The organism is Hylemonella sp. GW821-FHT10B10, assembly GCF_059415585.1.
The window spans coordinates 114919-129626 of the sequence record NZ_JBWKNN010000001.1; the positions used below are offsets into that span (position 1 = coordinate 114919).

Annotated in this window: 15 protein-coding genes; 8 read left to right on the forward strand and 7 right to left on the reverse strand. The window is 65.6% G+C overall.

The window, feature by feature from the left end; all coding sequences use genetic code 11:
• Positions 1 to 13 precede the first annotated feature (13 nt).
• The 3 genes from AC07NT_RS00535 to AC07NT_RS00545 are packed head-to-tail and all read right to left on the reverse strand — an operon-like array spanning position 14 to position 3690.
• Positions 14 to 1822 (reverse strand): M61 family metallopeptidase, encoded by a 1809-nt coding sequence (locus AC07NT_RS00535; RefSeq protein ID WP_498598379.1) that lies wholly within the window; start codon positions 1820 to 1822, stop codon positions 14 to 16.
• 21 nt (positions 1823 to 1843) lie between these two features.
• Positions 1844 to 2560 carry a DsbC family protein gene (locus AC07NT_RS00540; RefSeq protein WP_498598378.1) on the reverse strand — a complete coding sequence of 239 codons (717 nt, stop codon included), beginning with the start codon at positions 2558 to 2560 and terminating at the stop codon, positions 1844 to 1846.
• Between the two features lie 14 nt (positions 2561 to 2574).
• The gene (locus tag AC07NT_RS00545; RefSeq protein ID WP_498598377.1) at positions 2575 to 3690 is read right to left on the reverse strand and encodes an FAD-dependent monooxygenase; all 1116 of its coding nucleotides are present in this window, start codon (positions 3688 to 3690) and stop codon (positions 2575 to 2577) included.
• A 62-nt stretch (positions 3691 to 3752) separates the two neighbouring features.
• Here AC07NT_RS00545 and AC07NT_RS00550 point away from each other — a divergent pair, with 62 nt between their 5' ends.
• Entirely contained in the window at positions 3753 to 4667 is a 915-nt protein-coding gene (locus AC07NT_RS00550; RefSeq protein WP_498598376.1) for an MOSC domain-containing protein, read from the forward strand.
• Between the two features lie 24 nt (positions 4668 to 4691).
• Here AC07NT_RS00550 and AC07NT_RS00555 read toward each other — a convergent pair whose 3' ends face one another.
• A complete protein-coding gene (locus AC07NT_RS00555) occupies positions 4692 to 5153 on the reverse strand; it encodes a glycine zipper family protein (protein ID WP_498598375.1) in 462 nt (153 codons plus the stop codon).
• A 228-nt stretch (positions 5154 to 5381) separates the two neighbouring features.
• Here AC07NT_RS00555 and ychF point away from each other — a divergent pair, with 228 nt between their 5' ends.
• Positions 5382 to 6473: a redox-regulated ATPase YchF gene (gene ychF, locus AC07NT_RS00560; RefSeq protein ID WP_498598374.1), complete on the forward strand. Its 1092-nt coding sequence runs from the start codon at positions 5382 to 5384 to the stop codon at positions 6471 to 6473.
• Positions 6474 to 6544: 71 nt separating this feature from the next.
• A complete protein-coding gene (locus AC07NT_RS00565) occupies positions 6545 to 7534 on the forward strand; it encodes a glycerophosphodiester phosphodiesterase (protein WP_498598373.1) in 990 nt (329 codons plus the stop codon).
• 59 nt (positions 7535 to 7593) lie between these two features.
• Here AC07NT_RS00565 and AC07NT_RS00570 read toward each other — a convergent pair whose 3' ends face one another.
• A complete protein-coding gene (locus tag AC07NT_RS00570; RefSeq protein ID WP_498598372.1) occupies positions 7594 to 8967 on the reverse strand; it encodes a sensor histidine kinase in 1374 nt (457 codons plus the stop codon).
• 1 nt (position 8968) lies between these two features.
• Complete coding sequence (locus AC07NT_RS00575) at positions 8969 to 9688, reverse strand: response regulator transcription factor (RefSeq protein ID WP_498598371.1); 720 nt, start codon at positions 9686 to 9688, stop codon at positions 8969 to 8971.
• 104 nt (positions 9689 to 9792) lie between these two features.
• On the opposite strand from AC07NT_RS00575, the gene AC07NT_RS00580 reads away from it, so the two are divergent.
• Genes AC07NT_RS00580 through AC07NT_RS00590 form a run of 3 tightly spaced genes read left to right on the forward strand, consistent with a single transcriptional unit; the run spans position 9793 to position 12803 of the window.
• Complete coding sequence (locus AC07NT_RS00580; protein ID WP_498598370.1) at positions 9793 to 10767, forward strand: Bug family tripartite tricarboxylate transporter substrate binding protein; 975 nt, start codon at positions 9793 to 9795, stop codon at positions 10765 to 10767.
• Between the two features lie 58 nt (positions 10768 to 10825).
• Positions 10826 to 11290, forward strand: coding sequence for a tripartite tricarboxylate transporter TctB family protein (locus AC07NT_RS00585; RefSeq protein WP_498598369.1), 465 nt, complete (start codon positions 10826 to 10828; stop codon positions 11288 to 11290).
• Positions 11291 to 11309: 19 nt separating this feature from the next.
• Entirely contained in the window at positions 11310 to 12803 is a 1494-nt protein-coding gene (locus AC07NT_RS00590; RefSeq protein WP_498598368.1) for a tripartite tricarboxylate transporter permease, read from the forward strand.
• Here the strand turns inward: AC07NT_RS00590 and AC07NT_RS00595 are convergent.
• On the reverse strand, positions 12793 to 13275 hold the full coding sequence (locus tag AC07NT_RS00595) for a YqaA family protein (protein WP_498598367.1): 483 nt from the start codon (positions 13273 to 13275) through the stop codon (positions 12793 to 12795). The two genes, AC07NT_RS00590 and AC07NT_RS00595, sit on opposite strands and share 11 nt — an antisense overlap.
• A 144-nt stretch (positions 13276 to 13419) precedes the next feature.
• Here AC07NT_RS00595 and dusB point away from each other — a divergent pair, with 144 nt between their 5' ends.
• Positions 13420 to 14472, forward strand: a complete 1053-nt coding sequence (gene dusB, locus AC07NT_RS00600) for a tRNA dihydrouridine synthase DusB (RefSeq protein ID WP_498598366.1) — start codon at positions 13420 to 13422, stop codon at positions 14470 to 14472.
• On the forward strand, positions 14469 to 14705 hold the full coding sequence (locus AC07NT_RS00605; RefSeq protein ID WP_498598365.1) for a Fis family transcriptional regulator: 237 nt from the start codon (positions 14469 to 14471) through the stop codon (positions 14703 to 14705). The genes dusB and AC07NT_RS00605 overlap by 4 nt, the downstream gene beginning before the upstream one ends.
• The last annotated feature ends 3 nt before the right edge of the window (positions 14706 to 14708 follow it).

Below are 14708 nucleotides of genomic sequence, written 5' to 3' on the forward strand. Positions count from 1 at the left end.
TGAGCTGCCGCCTTCAGGCGCTCATGCCCCCCAGCCAGGCCCCGACGAGCTCCTTGGCACGCACCGACAGACGCCAGGTGCTGACGCTGCGAGGCAGACTCAGGTTCAACACCTGCAGACGCTTGTCGCGTGCCACCAGGGCTTTGAGCCGGCTCTGCCCGCCGGCGTAGAGCAGCAGATCATCGAGCTTGTGCAGGCGCCAGCTGCTAGATGACTTGCCACTGCCCACTTCCACGCCCAGCCACTCGTCACCAGCCGCGAAACCAGCCTGCTCGGCGGCAGCGCCGCGCAGCACCGTCTTGATCTGGATCGAACCACCGGATTCGCTCACGCGCAGGCCCAGGCGTTGCGCCAGCTGGGCGGGCTCTTCGTGGATGGCTACACCATGCTGCTCCAGCAGCTCGCGCAGGGGCAGCTCCGCGGTGCCGTGTACCCAGCGCTTGATTTCACGCGACCAGGAACGGCCGCTCAACGCCTGTAGCACGGCCAGCAGATCGCCTTCGGCCATGGGACCGGCCTGGCAGCGCACCCAGAGCGCACGCATCACGTCGTCGAGCGAGTGCCGGCCTTCGGCGCGTAAGGTCAGATCCAGGCACAGGGCTACCAGTGCGCCCTTGCCGTAGTAGCTCACCGTGGCGTTGGGGGTGTTTTCGTCGACCCGGTAATACTTCACCCAGGCATCGAAGCTGGCCTGGGCCACCGATTGCTGCAGCCGCCCCGGTGTCTGTTGCAGTTGGTTGACGCTCTTGTTGAGCAGGCGCAGGTACGCGGCATCGTCCAGCAGGCCGGCGCGGCGTAGCAGCAGATCGTCGTAGTAGCTCGTGAAACCCTCGAAGAACCAGAGCAACTCGGTGTAGTTTTCTTGCGTGTAGTCGTAGCGCGCGAACTCGGCCGGGCGCAGGCGCTTGACGTTCCAGCTGTGAAAGTACTCATGACTGATCAGACCCAGCAGGGTGGTGTAACCCTCACCCGGCTTGGCCTCTGTGCGCGGCAGGTCACGACGCGTGCAGATGAGCGCGGTGGAATTGCGATGCTCCAGGCCGCCGTAGCCGTCGTCGGTGGCGTTGAGAATGAACAGGTAGCTGGCGAAGGGGGGCTTGCCGCTGCGGCCGGTGGCCTGACCGCCCGCGTGCCAGAAGCGGATGGCGGTGTCGCAGATGCGCTGGGCATCGACCAACAGGCGTGCGCCGTCGAAGCTGGGCGGGGCACCGGCCACGATAAAACGGTGGGCCACGCCGCCGGCCTTGAAGGCGCCGCTCCAGAAGTCGCCGAATTCAAAGGGGCAGTCAACCAGTTCGTCGTAGTTCGTCGCGAGGTAGCGGCCAAAGCCGCGACGGTTGGTCTTGAGGGCCGTCAACCCGGTGGCGACCTCCCACTGCGCCGGTGCTGCGCCAGGCAGCAGGGTCAGCTCATGCGGCACATTTTCCTGCCCCTCGACGCGCAGGCACAGGCTGGTGCCATTGAAAAAACCGCGCGTGGCATCAAGCCAGGCGGTGCGCACCGAGTTGTCGAAGGCGTAGACCTCGTAGCTCAGTTCGAGCGGTTGCAGCGGGTCACAGTCGATCCGCCATCGGCATTTGTCGAGCTGCAGGGGGGTGAGGGACCGCCGGCCCTGTCGGGCCTGAAGCTGCTGCAGGTTTTTTGAAAATTCACGTACCAGGTAGCTGCCGGGGATCCAGACCGGTAGCGCAACACATTGTTCAGGTTGCGGTTGTGCAATCGAGAGCGTGACGCGGTAGAGGTGGGCCTGCAAGTCGGCGGGCTCGACCTGGTAATGCAGGACGGCGGAGGAGCGAGTACTGCGGCCGGTGGTGCGGGGCATGGGTGAGTGGCAGGTGTGAAATCAGCGTGTGGCGGCTGCGGTGAGCTGCTGCTCGATCTGTTGCATGCTCAGGGCGCCGGGCACGCGTGATCCGTCGGCGAAGATCAAGGTCGGGGTGCCAGTGATCTTGTGCTTGCGCCCCAAGTTCAGGTTGCGGGTCAGGGCCGTCGTGTCGCAGTTGGCGGCAACGGGCTGCTGTTCGTTGAACATCCAGTCCTGCCAGCTCTTGTTCTTGTCCTTGGCGCACCAGATGTTCTTTGATTTCTCGGCCGAATCCGGGCTCAGGATGGGATAGAGAAAGGTATGGACCGTGACGTTGTCGATCTTGGCCAGATCGCGCTCGAAGCGCTTGCAATAGCCGCAGTTCGGGTCGGCGAACACGGCCAACTTGCGCTTGCCGTTGCCACGTACGACCGTAAAAGCGTCTTTCAGGGGCAGATCTTTGAACTCGATGGCGGTCAGTCGCTCGACGCGCTCTTCGGTGAGATTGCGCTTCTGGCGCACATCAATGATGCTGCCCTGGATCAGGTAGTTGCCCTCGGCGTCGGTGTAATAGATGTCGTTCTCGTTGACGCGGATCTCGTAGACGCCGGGCAAAGGGGACTTGCTGACCTCGTCGATCTTGGGCAGCTGAGGCAGGCGCTCCGCCAGGTTTTTGCGTATGGTGGCCTCCTGCGCCGTGGCAGACAGGGCGAGCAGGGCCAGCAGACTTGCCAGCAGGGGTTTGGTCAGGTTCATCATCGCATCGACTTTCAAAAATTCATGGCGCGTCGCGCCAGCCAGTTCTTTAACATCCCGCTGCGTTCCACCCCCTGCAGACCCCAGCTGCGCAGCGCGCTCCAGGCCTCGCCTTCGCGAGCAAACAGCAACTGCAGCCCGTCCATGCCCGTATCCATGGCCAGCATGCCGGCCTTGCGGCTGCGTTCGTAACGGCGCAGCAGCCGCGTGTCATCCACGCCGCGCCAGTACTCGCGTCCGTGCAGCACACGCGTGAGCTCGGCCACATCGGCCAGGCCCAGGTTCAGCCCCTGGCCGGCCAGCGGATGCACGTTGTGGGCCGCGTCACCGGCCAGCACCCAGGCGCTTCCCTCTGTGCGGCCCGACCACTGATGCGCCTGCGCTTTCTGCAAGGGCCAGACATGGCGCTCACTGCTCAGCGTCAGCGCACCCAGGACATGGCCACTGGCGTTTTCCAGTTCCCGGCAGAACTCGGCGGGTTCCAGCTTTTGTCGGCGTAAGGCCTGCTCTGGAGAGACAGACCAGACTATGGCCACGGAGTTCCCTTGGGAGCCGCCCATGGGCAAAAAAGCCAGGATCTCGCCTTGCGCAAACCACTGACGGGCGACCTGCCCGTGGGCCTTTTCGCATTGCAGGCGCGTGGCCAGGGCATGTTGGCGGTAGGGCGTGGTCTCGAAATCCACGCCGAATTCGGCCCGGGTGCTGCTGGCGCGGCCTTCGCAGACCACGGTCAGCTTGGCGGGCGCAGGGGTGCTCAGCAGTTCGATCTGGGGCTGGTAGCGCACGGCCTCGGCCAGCTGCGCTTCCAGCACAGGCACATCCACGATCCAGGTCAGGGCTGGCGTGCCCAGGGTGCCGGCATCGAAGTTCAACTCGCTGCCGCGATCGCCCCATATCTGCATGTGTTGCACGGGGGTGGCGGCTGCCTCGTCCTCGGGCCAGGCACGCACGCTTTCCAGCAGCTCGCGTGAGGCACGGTTCAGGGCGTACGCGCGCACATCGGCGCGGGTGGCAGGAGCGGCGGGTAGTTCGACCAGGCCGACGCGCAGGCGTTCGCGTGCCAGCAGCAGGGCCAGGGTGCGGCCGACAATGCCGCTGCCGCGTATGCAGATGTCCAAGGCTTGGGGCATGAAGACATTGTAGAAGGCAGGGCAGAATCGGCGTTGTTGCAAGTCAATTCAGGAAATCATCCGTGAGTGAGTCCATCGCATCTGCTGCCGACGTGCAGGCCCGTATCGCCCGCCTGTTTGTTTACCCCATCAAGTCCTGCGCGGGGATCGAGATGCCCGAGGCCCTGCTCACCGAGACCGGCCTGGACCTGGACCGGGCCTGGATGGTGGTCGACAGCGAGGGCGAGTTCGTCACCCAGCGCGAGGAACCGCGTATGGCGCTGATCCAGCCGGCTTTCAAGCGCGGCGGTACCGAATTGCAACTGCGCGCGCCTGGCATGCTGGCCCTGCACCTGGTGGTCGACGCTGTCGAGGCGCCGACCCGTGTGCGGGTCTGGAACGACGTGGTGCCGGCCTACGACATGGGTGACATCGCGGCCCAGTGGTTCACTGATTACCTGGGGCTCAACGAACAGGGCCTGCCGCGCGCCGATGCGCCCAAGTACCGCCTGGTGCGTTTCGACCCCGAGCACCGGCGGCTTTCCAGTCTGCAGTGGACCGGCGGCGTTGAGGCGCCCAACCAGTTCAGCGACGGCTATCCGGTGCTGGTGCTGGGCCAGGCCGCGCTGGAGGGGCTCAACGAGAGGCTGCAGGCCCAGGGCCACGAGCCCGTGGACATCCGTCGCTTTCGGCCCAATATCGTGCTCGAGGGGCTGGAGGCCCATGACGAAGACCGTGTAGGCCCGCTGCAGATCGCCGCGGCCGAAGGTCCGGTGGTGCTCACGCCGGTCAAGCCCTGCCCGCGTTGTCCGATTCCCAACATCGACCCCGACACAGCCTGCAGCAGCCCTGAGGTGAGCGACACCCTGCAGGGCTACCGGCAGGATGCGCGCGTGAAAGGTGCGATCACCTTTGGCATGAACACCATCGTCAGTGCAGGGGCGGACACCGTGTTGCGTGTCGGTCAGACGGTGAGCGCGAACTACCGTTTTGACTGAGGAGGGCCCGGCGGCTGGCCGGACTCATTGCCAGCCTATGACTTCGAGGCCGCTTTCGGTCGCGCAGCGCTGCACGAAGTGGCGGTAGGTCATATTGGGCTTCTCGCTCATGGCGCCGGCCACGGCCCCGACCGAGCCGCCCACCACGGCGCCGCGGGCGCCCGCCGTGGCCACCCCATCGATGCCGCGGCCGCGGATCAGCGAGCCTACGGCGGCGGCCGTGCCGACCACGGCGGCACCCTTGGCAGCACCACGCCCGGCGGCATTGTCTTTTTCATCCGGGGTCAGGCCGGCGTGGCTGGCCGCGCCCATGCAGGCGTCGATCTCTTCCAGGGCCCGGGTCTCCCCCATCTGCTTGTACGCAGCGTTGGGATAGAGCACGGGGCGGGCATCCGGGCTGCGCGAGCCGCGGCTGGCGCAAGCCGTGAGCAGGGCCAGACTCAGGATCAGGAGGGCAGGCGTGCGGAGCGTCTGGGTGGCGGGCATGGGAGATTCCAGGTTGAGGCGGATTGTGGCACCCGTCGCTTGGGTGAACTGCTTCCCCAACGCCAGGAACCGGCCGGTGGCTGACGCCGGGGCGGGTTCCCGGGCCCTTCATTACAATTGGCAGCAATTCTGGCGGCTGCGGGCCGTCCCATCGAACCCCCTGTGCGCCGGCCTCCAGCCGTGCAGCGCGAGCCCGACCGGACCCGGCCGGGCATTTCTAGGAAACCCATGAGTCTCAAGTGCGGCATCGTCGGCCTGCCCAACGTCGGCAAATCCACCCTGTTCAACGCCCTGACCAAGGCGGGCATCGCGGCGGAGAACTATCCCTTCTGCACCATCGAACCCAATGTGGGTGTGGTCGAGGTTCCGGACCCGCGCCTGCAGCAGCTGTCGGACATCGTGAAGCCTGAGCGCATTGTGCCGGCCATTGTCGAGTTCGTGGACATCGCCGGTCTGGTGGCCGGTGCCAGCACCGGCGAAGGCCTGGGCAACAAGTTCCTCGCGCACATCCGCGAGACCGATGCCATCGTGAACGTTGTGCGCTGTTTTGTCGACGACAACGTGATCCACGTGGCTGGCAAGGTGGACCCGATCTCGGACATCGAAGTGATCCAGACCGAGCTGTGCCTGGCCGACCTGGGTGCAGTCGAGAAGGCCCTGCATCGCGTGACCAAGACGGCGCGCTCGGGCGACAAGGAATCCATCAAGTTGGTGAGCATCCTGGAGAAGTGCCAGGCGGCGCTCAACGAAGGCAAGCCGGTGCGCACCATCGAGTTCAGCAAGGAGGAGCAGCCCCTGCTCAAGCAGTTCTTCTTCATCACCGCCAAGCCCGCCATGTTCGTGGGCAACGTCAGCGAAGACGGCTTCGAGAACAATCCCTACCTGGACCGCCTGAAGGAATACGCGGCGACGCAGAACGCCCCGGTGGTGGCCATCTGCGCCAAGATCGAGGCCGAGCTGTCCGAGATGGACGATGCCGACCGCCTGGAGTTCCTCCAGGAACTGGGCCAGGAGGAGCCGGGTCTGAACCGCCTGATCCGCGCGGCCTACAAGCTGCTGGGCCTGCAGACCTACTTCACGGCCGGTGTCAAGGAAGTGCGGGCCTGGACCATCCATGTGGGTGACACGGGGCCGCAGGCCGCCGGCGTGATCCACACCGACTTCGAGAAGGGCTACATCCGCGCCCAGACCATCGCCTTTGACGACTTCATCGCCCACAAGGGTGAGCAGGGTGCCAAGGACGCCGGGAAGATGCGCGCCGAAGGCAAGGAGTACGTCGTCAAGGACGGCGACGTGATGAACTTCCTCTTCAGTTCCTAAGTCGAAACTCCCCTTCGCTGGGGCTCATCAGCTGACGTAAGATTCCAGGACAATGAACTCTGGGGTGGCAGATGAAGCCTTTCAAAATGGCAGTGCTCGGTGCAGCACTGCTGGCCTTGTCCGGGTGTGCAACGGTCTTTGATTTACAGGCCCATCGCGGCGGTCGTGGACTCGCCCCGGAGAACACACTGACGGCGTTCTCGAAAGCGCTCGACATCGGCGTCAGCACGCTGGAGCTGGACGTCGGTATCAGTAAAGACGGGGTGATGGTGATCTCCCATGATCGCTACCTGAACCCCGACATCACACGTGATGCTCAGGGTGCCTTCCTCACTGAACGCGGCCCGACGATCGCATCGCTGACCTTTGCCGAGCTGCAACGCTACGACGTGGGACGGCAAAAGCCGGGCAGTAACTATGCCAACGCATTCCCGCAGCAGCAGGGCACGGACAACGAGCGTGTGCCCGCCTTGGCGTCCTTGTTTGATCGGGTGGCGAGCCGCGGCGCAACGCAGGTGCGCTTCAATATCGAAACCAAAATTTCACCGAATGCTCCGTCCGAAACGCTCGCGCCGGAGCCGTTCGTGCGTGTGTTGATCGATCACATCCGCAAAGCCGGGCTGACCGATCGTGCAACTATCCAGTCGTTTGACTGGCGCACATTGCTGATTGCGCAGCGTGAAGCTCCCGAGATTGTCACCGTCTATCTGACCAGCCAGCAGGGTGCGGGCGATACCGTGCAGGTGGGCAAATCAGGCGCGTCGCCCTGGCTCGCCGGCCTGGATGTGGATGACTACGCGGGATCGGTGCCGAGGCTGGTGGCGGATGCGGGGGGCAGAGTGTGGTCACCCAATTACAAAGATCTGACAGAAGCGCTGGTGCGGGACGCGCACGCGCTTCGACTGAAAGTCGTGCCGTGGACGGTCAACGACGAGGCCGATCTTGCGCGACTTCTGGATTGGCGTGTGGATGGCCTGATCACCGACTATCCGGATCGTTTGCGCGCACTGATGAAGGCGCGCGGGATGGCGTTGCCGCCGCCCTACCCAGCGTCGAAATAGCGTCGGACTCTGGGAAGTACGGGCCTTCCGGCAGCCGCTTCCTTTTCAGAACCCGGGCTTCAGGTGTTCTTCCATGCCAGCCGGAAGATGGTCCCCATGCCCGGGGTACTGCGCAGCGAGACCTGGGCACCATATTGCTGCGCGATTTCGCGCACGATGGCCAGGCCCAGACCGCTGCCACGCACCGAAGCCGGCGCCCCCCGGTAAAAGCGTTCGAAAACATGGGCCTGGTGCTCGGGGGCGATGCCCGGGCCCGTGTCTTCCACTTCCACCCAACGCGGTCCCACACGCACAGTGACGCGCGTGCCCGCCGGCGTGTGGTGCAAGGCGTTGTCGATCAGGTTGCCCAGCGCCTCGTGCAGCAGGGCGGCTGTGCCTGGAACCTCGCAACGGTCCACACGGGTCTCGAAGCCCAGGTCGTCGCCGCGCTGCAGTGCGCGCGGCAGGTATTCGTGGATTACCTGCCGTGCCAGGTCCACCAGGTCCACCGATGCGGCCGTGGAGGCGGGTATTTCGCCCGCGTGCTCGGCACGGGTCATGGCCAGTAGCTGCTCGGTCAGGCGCACGGCCTCGTCGGTGGTCTTCCGCGCCGCTGCCAGGGCCGAGGGCTCGCGGTCGGCCAGCGCCAGCTGCGTCTTGAGGACCGCCAGCGGCGTGCGCAGCTGGTGCGCGGCGTTGTCCAGAAAGCGCTTGCGGATGTTGATCAGCCGGCCCAGGCGCGTCAGGTAGCTGTTGAGCGTCCCCACCAGCGGGCGCAGCTCGCGCGGCAGGTCCGGTGGGGGGATGGGCGACAGATCGTCATCACTGCGCTCGGCCAGGCGCTGGCGGAAAGTCTCCAGCGGCCGGATGCCGTGCTGCACACCTGCAATCACGAGCAAGGCTGCTGCCAGCAGCAGCAGCGTCTGGCTGACGAGGGTTTCGCGCAATTGCAGTTGCACCATCTGCTGGCGTGTTTCCAGGGTTTCGGCCACGCTGATCTTGAGGATGTGCGGCTTGTCTTGTTCGTCCTCCAGCACATGGGTGAGGTGGGCCAGCCGCACGGGACGCCCCTGGAACTGCCCGTCTTCGAACTGGACCAGGGCGTAGTACCTGACGCTGGCCGCCGGTTCGGGCGTGGGGGCGGGCAGGGCCGCTTCGCCCGCCAGCTGCCGGCCGCTGGCGTCGCTGACGCGGTAGTAGAGGCGCGCACCGGTATGGTTCTCCAGCAGGTAACCAGCAGCGCGTAGGACATTGACCTGGAGGGTGCCCTGGCGCCAGACCAGTTCCTCGGCGAGGGCGCGGCTGGCCAGGTAAAGGGCGCGGTCGTAGGCTTCGTTGCTGGCCTCGACTGCATTGCCATAGGCCACCCACGCGTTGATGGCGATCAGCCCCGCCAGTGGCGGCAGGATCCAGCTGAGCAGGCGGGTCCGCAGCGAGGCGACGGTGCGCGCCATGTCAGCCTTCTTTGACCGCCGCCGGCATCAGCGTGTAGCCCAGACCGCGGATGGTGTGGATGACGGGCGCCCCCGCCTGGCCTGCAGGACGGGTGGCGGATTCCAGTTTCTTTCGCAGGCGGTGGATCAGTACCTCCACGGCTTCCAGTTCCGCCGCTTCATCGGCAAAGACGGCGTGGTACAGGTCGTCCTTGCTCACGGTCCGTTGCGGTGCCTCCAACAGCACCCGCAGGGCGGCGGCCTCCCGGGGGGTCAATGCCAGGGTCTGCTCGAACAGGCTGACCTGGCCCGAGTGGCGGTCCATCTCCAGGGGGCCCAGGCGCAGGTGTGCGTTTTTCGTGCGGCCCGGCCGGCGCAGCAGGGCCTGCAGCCGGGCTTCGAGTTCGCTGAGGTCGAAGGGTTTGGGCAGGTAGTCGTCGGCGCCCAGGTTCAGGCCCAGCACGCGGTCGGGCACGCTGGCGCGGGCCGTGAGCACCAGCACGGGCACCGGGTCCTCGCGCTCGCGCAGCTTTTGCAGCACGGACAGGCCGTCGAGGCCAGGCAGTTGCAGGTCTAGCAGCACGGCGTCAAAACCATGCCCGGCCGCTAGTTGCGCCAGGGCTTCGTGCCCGTCGTGCGCAAAGCTCACCATCATGCCGGCCTGGCGCAGGGCGGTACCCAGCCAGAGGGCCAGGTCCGGCGTGTCTTCGACCAGCAGGAGCTTTGGACTTAGGGTATTCACTGAGCCGGATTGACAGCTGTTTGAAAGCCACGCGCCGGGGCGGGGGCCAGAATTCCTCGGGTCAGGCCTGAGCCTGCGATTTCATTCTTACACAGGAGATGGCGATGCAGATCAACAAGCGTGAGTTTCTGGGCCTGGGTGCCGCTGCCGGTGCGGCCCTGGTGTTGCCGGCCTGGGCACAGGGCAAACCCCTGTTCGAGACCCTCAATATGTTCGTACCGGCGGCGCCCGGCGGCGGCTGGGATGGCACGGGCCGTGCCATCGAGCGTGCAGCCAAGGCCGCTGGCCTGGTGGGCAATATGGCCTTCGAGAACGTCGGGGGTGCGGGCGGCATGGTGGGCCTGCCCCGCTACGTGAACCAGCGCAAGGGCCAGGGCAACAGCCTGATGGTGGGCGGCTCGGTCATGGTCGGCGCGGCCATTGCGAACAAGAGCCCGGTGACCATGCGCAACGTGACGCCGATCGCGCGCCTGACCGAAGAAGCCGGCGTGGTGGCGGTGCCCGCGGGCGGCAAGATCAAAAGCTGGAAGGACCTGGAAGCGGCCTTCAAGGCCAACCCCAAGGCGGTTTCGGTGGCCGGCGGCAGTGCCGGCGGCACCGACCACCTGTTGCTGGGCCTGATCATCAAGGCCCTGGGCCGCAACCCGCGTGAGGCCGCTTACGTGGCTTTTGCCGGTGGCGGCCCCGCCACGGCGGCCCTGCTGGGCGCGCAGGTGGTGGCGGGCATCTCGGGCTACTCCGAGTTCGAGGAGCAGATCAAGACCGGCCGTCTCATTCCCCTGGCCGTTTCCGGCAACAAGCGCATCCCGGGCGTGGACGTGCCCACGCTGAGCGAACTCGGCGTGCGGGTGACGGCAGCCAACTGGCGCGGTGTGTTCGCGCCGCCCGGCATCGATGCGGCACAGAAGGCTTTGTTGGTGGAGTTCATGACCAAGGTCAATGCCTCCGAGGCTTGGCGCAAGGAACTGGAAACGCGCAAGTGGACCGATGTGTTCCTGGCCGATACGTCCTTCGAGCGCGAGATCGCAACCGATATCCGCGAAACCGAGGAAGTCATGAAAGAACTGGGGCTGGCATGAGCATGCCCAGCCGCTCCGAAGCACTCATTGCGCGGCGCGTAGCGCGGAGGGTTGCGCCATGACGCCGCTGATCCTCGCCGGCCTGCTGGCCGTGATCGCCGCGGTGGCGGCCTGGCAGGTGACGGTCATTCCCGCGTCTTTGATCGAGATGGCGGTCGGTCCCGTGCTGGTGCCGGGCGTGGTCGTCGCGGGCCTGGCGGCGTTGGCCCTGTGGTACGCATGGAGCGCATGGCGAGGTCGGCAGGTGGACGAGAGTCTGGCCGAGGGCCAGACGCCCCTGCCCGGCAGTGGGCGGCGCGTGATCTTCATGCTCGGTGGCGGCGTGTTGTTCATGGCCCTGGTGCAGCCCTTGGGATTTCTCATCCCCGGCACGCTGTGTGGGATGGGAGTGGCGCGCGGCTTCGATGCGCCCCTGGGCTGGCGTTCTGCGCTGGTCTGCGGCGCGATCGCTGGCGTCTTCTGGTTCTTGTTCGCCCGTCTGCTGGGTGTGGGCCTGGGCCCGGCCTTGAACTGGCCTTTCTGACTTTCTGGAGTATTCCACCATGCACGGATTCGAGGCCCTGCTGGGCGGTTTTGCCAACGCCCTGCAACCCATGACCCTGATGTGGGGCCTGGCGGGTTGTCTGCTGGGCACGCTGGTGGGCGTGCTGCCCGGCATCGGCCCGGCGCTGACCATCGCCCTGCTGCTGCCATTGACCTACCAGGTGCCCGCGACGAGCATGTTCGTGATGTTCGCGGGCATCTATTACGGAGCGGCCTACGGCGGCTCCACCACGTCCATCCTGCTCAACACGCCGGGCGAATCCAGTGCGGTAGTGACGGCGCTGGAGGGCAACAAGATGGCGCGGCGCGGCCGCGCGGGCCAAGCCCTGGCGACGGCGGCCATCGGCAGCTTCGTGGCCGGCACCATCGGCACGCTGGCGCTGACTTTCGTCGCGCCCTGGGTGGTGGATGCGGCCCTGGCCTTCGGGCCAGCGGAATATTTCAGCCTCATGATGCTGTCGCTGGTGGCCGTGTCCGCGGTGCTGGGCAGTTCGGTACTGCGCGGCCTGTTGAGCCTGTTCGCGGGCCTGCTCTGCGGTCTGGTAGGCATTGACCTGCAGACCGGCCAGCCACGTTTCACCTTCGGCCGCCCCGAGCTGCTGGACGGCCTGGAGGTGACGGTGGTCGCCGTGGGCCTGTTCGCCGTGGGCGAGGCCCTGTACCTGGCCTGGCAAGGCCGTGAGGCGAGGGGCGGCGAGGTGATGAAGCTCTCGGGCAGCCTGCGCCTGAGCCGTGAGGACTGGGCACGCTCCTGGAAAGCCTGGATCCGTGGCGCGCTCTTCGGTTTTCCCATCGGGGCCATGCCCGCAGGTGGCGCGGAGCTGCCCACCATGCTGTCCTACTACACCGAGAAGAAGCTCTCCAAGCACCCTGAGGAATTCGGCCACGGCGCGATCGAAGGCGTGGCCGGGCCCGAGGCGGCCAACAATGCCGCCGCCGCCGGTGTGCTCATGCCCCTGTTGACGCTGGGCATCCCCACCTCGGCGACGGCAGCCATCATGCTGTCGGCCTTCGAGGGTTATGGCATCCAGACCGGCCCGCAGCTGTTCAGCCAGCAGGGTGCCCTGGTGTGGACGCTGATCGCCAGCCTCTATATCGGCAACGTGATCCTGCTCGTGCTCAACCTGCCCTTGGTGGGCTTGTGGGTCAGGCTGCTGAAGATCCCGCCGCCCTGGCTGTACGCCGGCATCATCGTGATCTCGACGGCCGGGGTCTACGGCGCGGGCAACTCGGTGTTCAACGTGGGTCTGCTCTTTGTTTTCGGCCTGATCGGCTTTGTCATGCGACGCTTTGATTTCCCTGCGGCGCCATTGATCGTGGGCATGATCCTCGCACCCATGGCCGAGCAGTCCATGCGGCAGGCGCTGACCATCAGTCAGGGCGACTGGTCCACCTTCTTCACGCGTCCGCTCTCGGGTACGCTGATGGCCGTGTCGCTGCTGCTGCTGTTCTTGCCACCGTTGTGGCGCCGGTTGCGCCGCGCTAGAAGCTGAAGCTACCTGGGAAGAGCCAGAGCAGAACAACGGTCATCGTCAGATAGCGCGCCAGCTTGCCGACGGCCATGTAGAGGAGGCAGGGCCAGAAGGGCAGCCTGAGCCAGCCGGCCACCGCGCACAGCGGGTCGCCGATCACCGGCAACCAGCTCAGCAGGCAGGCCCGGGGGCCGATGCGTCCCAGCCAGTCCAGTGCGCGCAGGTGGGTGTCGGAATGCCGATACTTGTCCACCAGCCGGTGTGAACCCCAGCCCATGCCCCAGCTCACCGCGCCGCCCAGGGTGTTACCGGCAGTGGCCACCAGGATGGCGGGCCAGAACAGGTCCGGATTGAGCTTGAGCAGGCCGAAGAGGGCCGGCTCCGAACCCAGGGGTAGCAGGGTTGCCGAGACAAAGGCGATCAGGAACAGCGTGACCAGGCCGTACTGCGGCAGGGCCAATAGCTCCAGCATGTGGGCAATCCAAGTCTCCATAGCCAAGCCAGTATAGGCAGACCATGGCGCACGATGGCGCCTTATTTCAATTGCTGAAATTTTGTGCAGCTAGAATACGCGGCCCAGCTGCTGCCAGTTCTGGCAGCAGCATTTTTTATAGTCGCACCACTCCTCCACATCCGCATGAACATCGGTTCCTTCGAACTGCCGAACACCCTGTTCGTGGCGCCGATGGCGGGCGTGACAGACCGGCCCTTCCGCGGCCTGTGCAAGGCCCTGGGGGCGGGTTATGCGGTCAGCGAGATGGTGACCTCTCGCAAGGACCTCTGGAACAGTCTCAAGACCTCGCGCCGCGCCAACCATGAAGGCGAGGCCGGCCCCATCGCCGTGCAGATCGCCGGCACCGAGGCGGCCATGATGGCCGAGGCTGCCGCTTACAACATCGATCGCGGCGCCCAGATCATCGACATCAACATGGGCTGCCCGGCCAAGAAGGTCTGCAACAAGTGGGCCGGCTCGGCCCTGATGCAGGACGAGGTGCTGGCCCTGGAGATCGTCGAGGCCGTGGTGGCTGCCTGCGCGCCGCGCAACGTTCCCGTGACACTGAAAATGCGCACCGGCTGGTGCCAGACTGAAAAGAATGCGCTGACGATTGCGCGCGCTGCTGAAAGCGCCGGCGTGCAGATGGTCACGGTGCATGGCCGCACGCGCGAACAGGGTTACAAGGGCGCGGCCGAATACGACACCATTGCCGCCGTCAAGGCTGCGCTGCGTATCCCGGTTGTGGCCAATGGTGACATCACCTCGCCCGAAAAGGCGCTGGCCGTGCTGCGCGCCACAGGGGCCGATGCCTTGATGATCGGCCGCGCGGCCCAGGGCCGGCCCTGGATTTTTCGCGAAATCGGTCATTACCTGGCCACGGGTGAGTACCTGGCGCCGCCGCTGGTGGTCGAGGTCCGACGCCTGTTGCTGGAGCACCTGCAGGACCATTACGCGCTTTACGGCGAATACACGGGCGTGCGCAGTGCGCGCAAGCACATCGGCTGGTATGTGAAGGCCCTGCCTGGGGGCGAGGTTTTCCGTGCCCGCATGAACACGCTGGAAGACGGCCAAGCCCAGGCGCAGGCCGTGGCGGAATTTTTTGATGAACTGGGCACCCACATGGACCGCATGCCAGCGGCCGTGGTGGATGCTCTTGAAAACAGGGATGAAGAGCAGATGGAGCTGGCCGCATGAGCAAAAAACAGATTGAAGAATGCGTGCGTACGAGCCTGGAAGGTTATTTCAAGGATTTGCGTGGCACCGAACCCGACAGCATGTACGACATGCTGGTGCGCATCGTCGAGAAACCGCTGCTCGAGGTGGTGATGCAACAGGCCGAACACAACCAGTCGCGCGCCGCGCTCTGGCTGGGACTGAACCGCAACACCCTGCGCAAGAAGCTGGTCGAACACAAACTCATCAAATAAGAA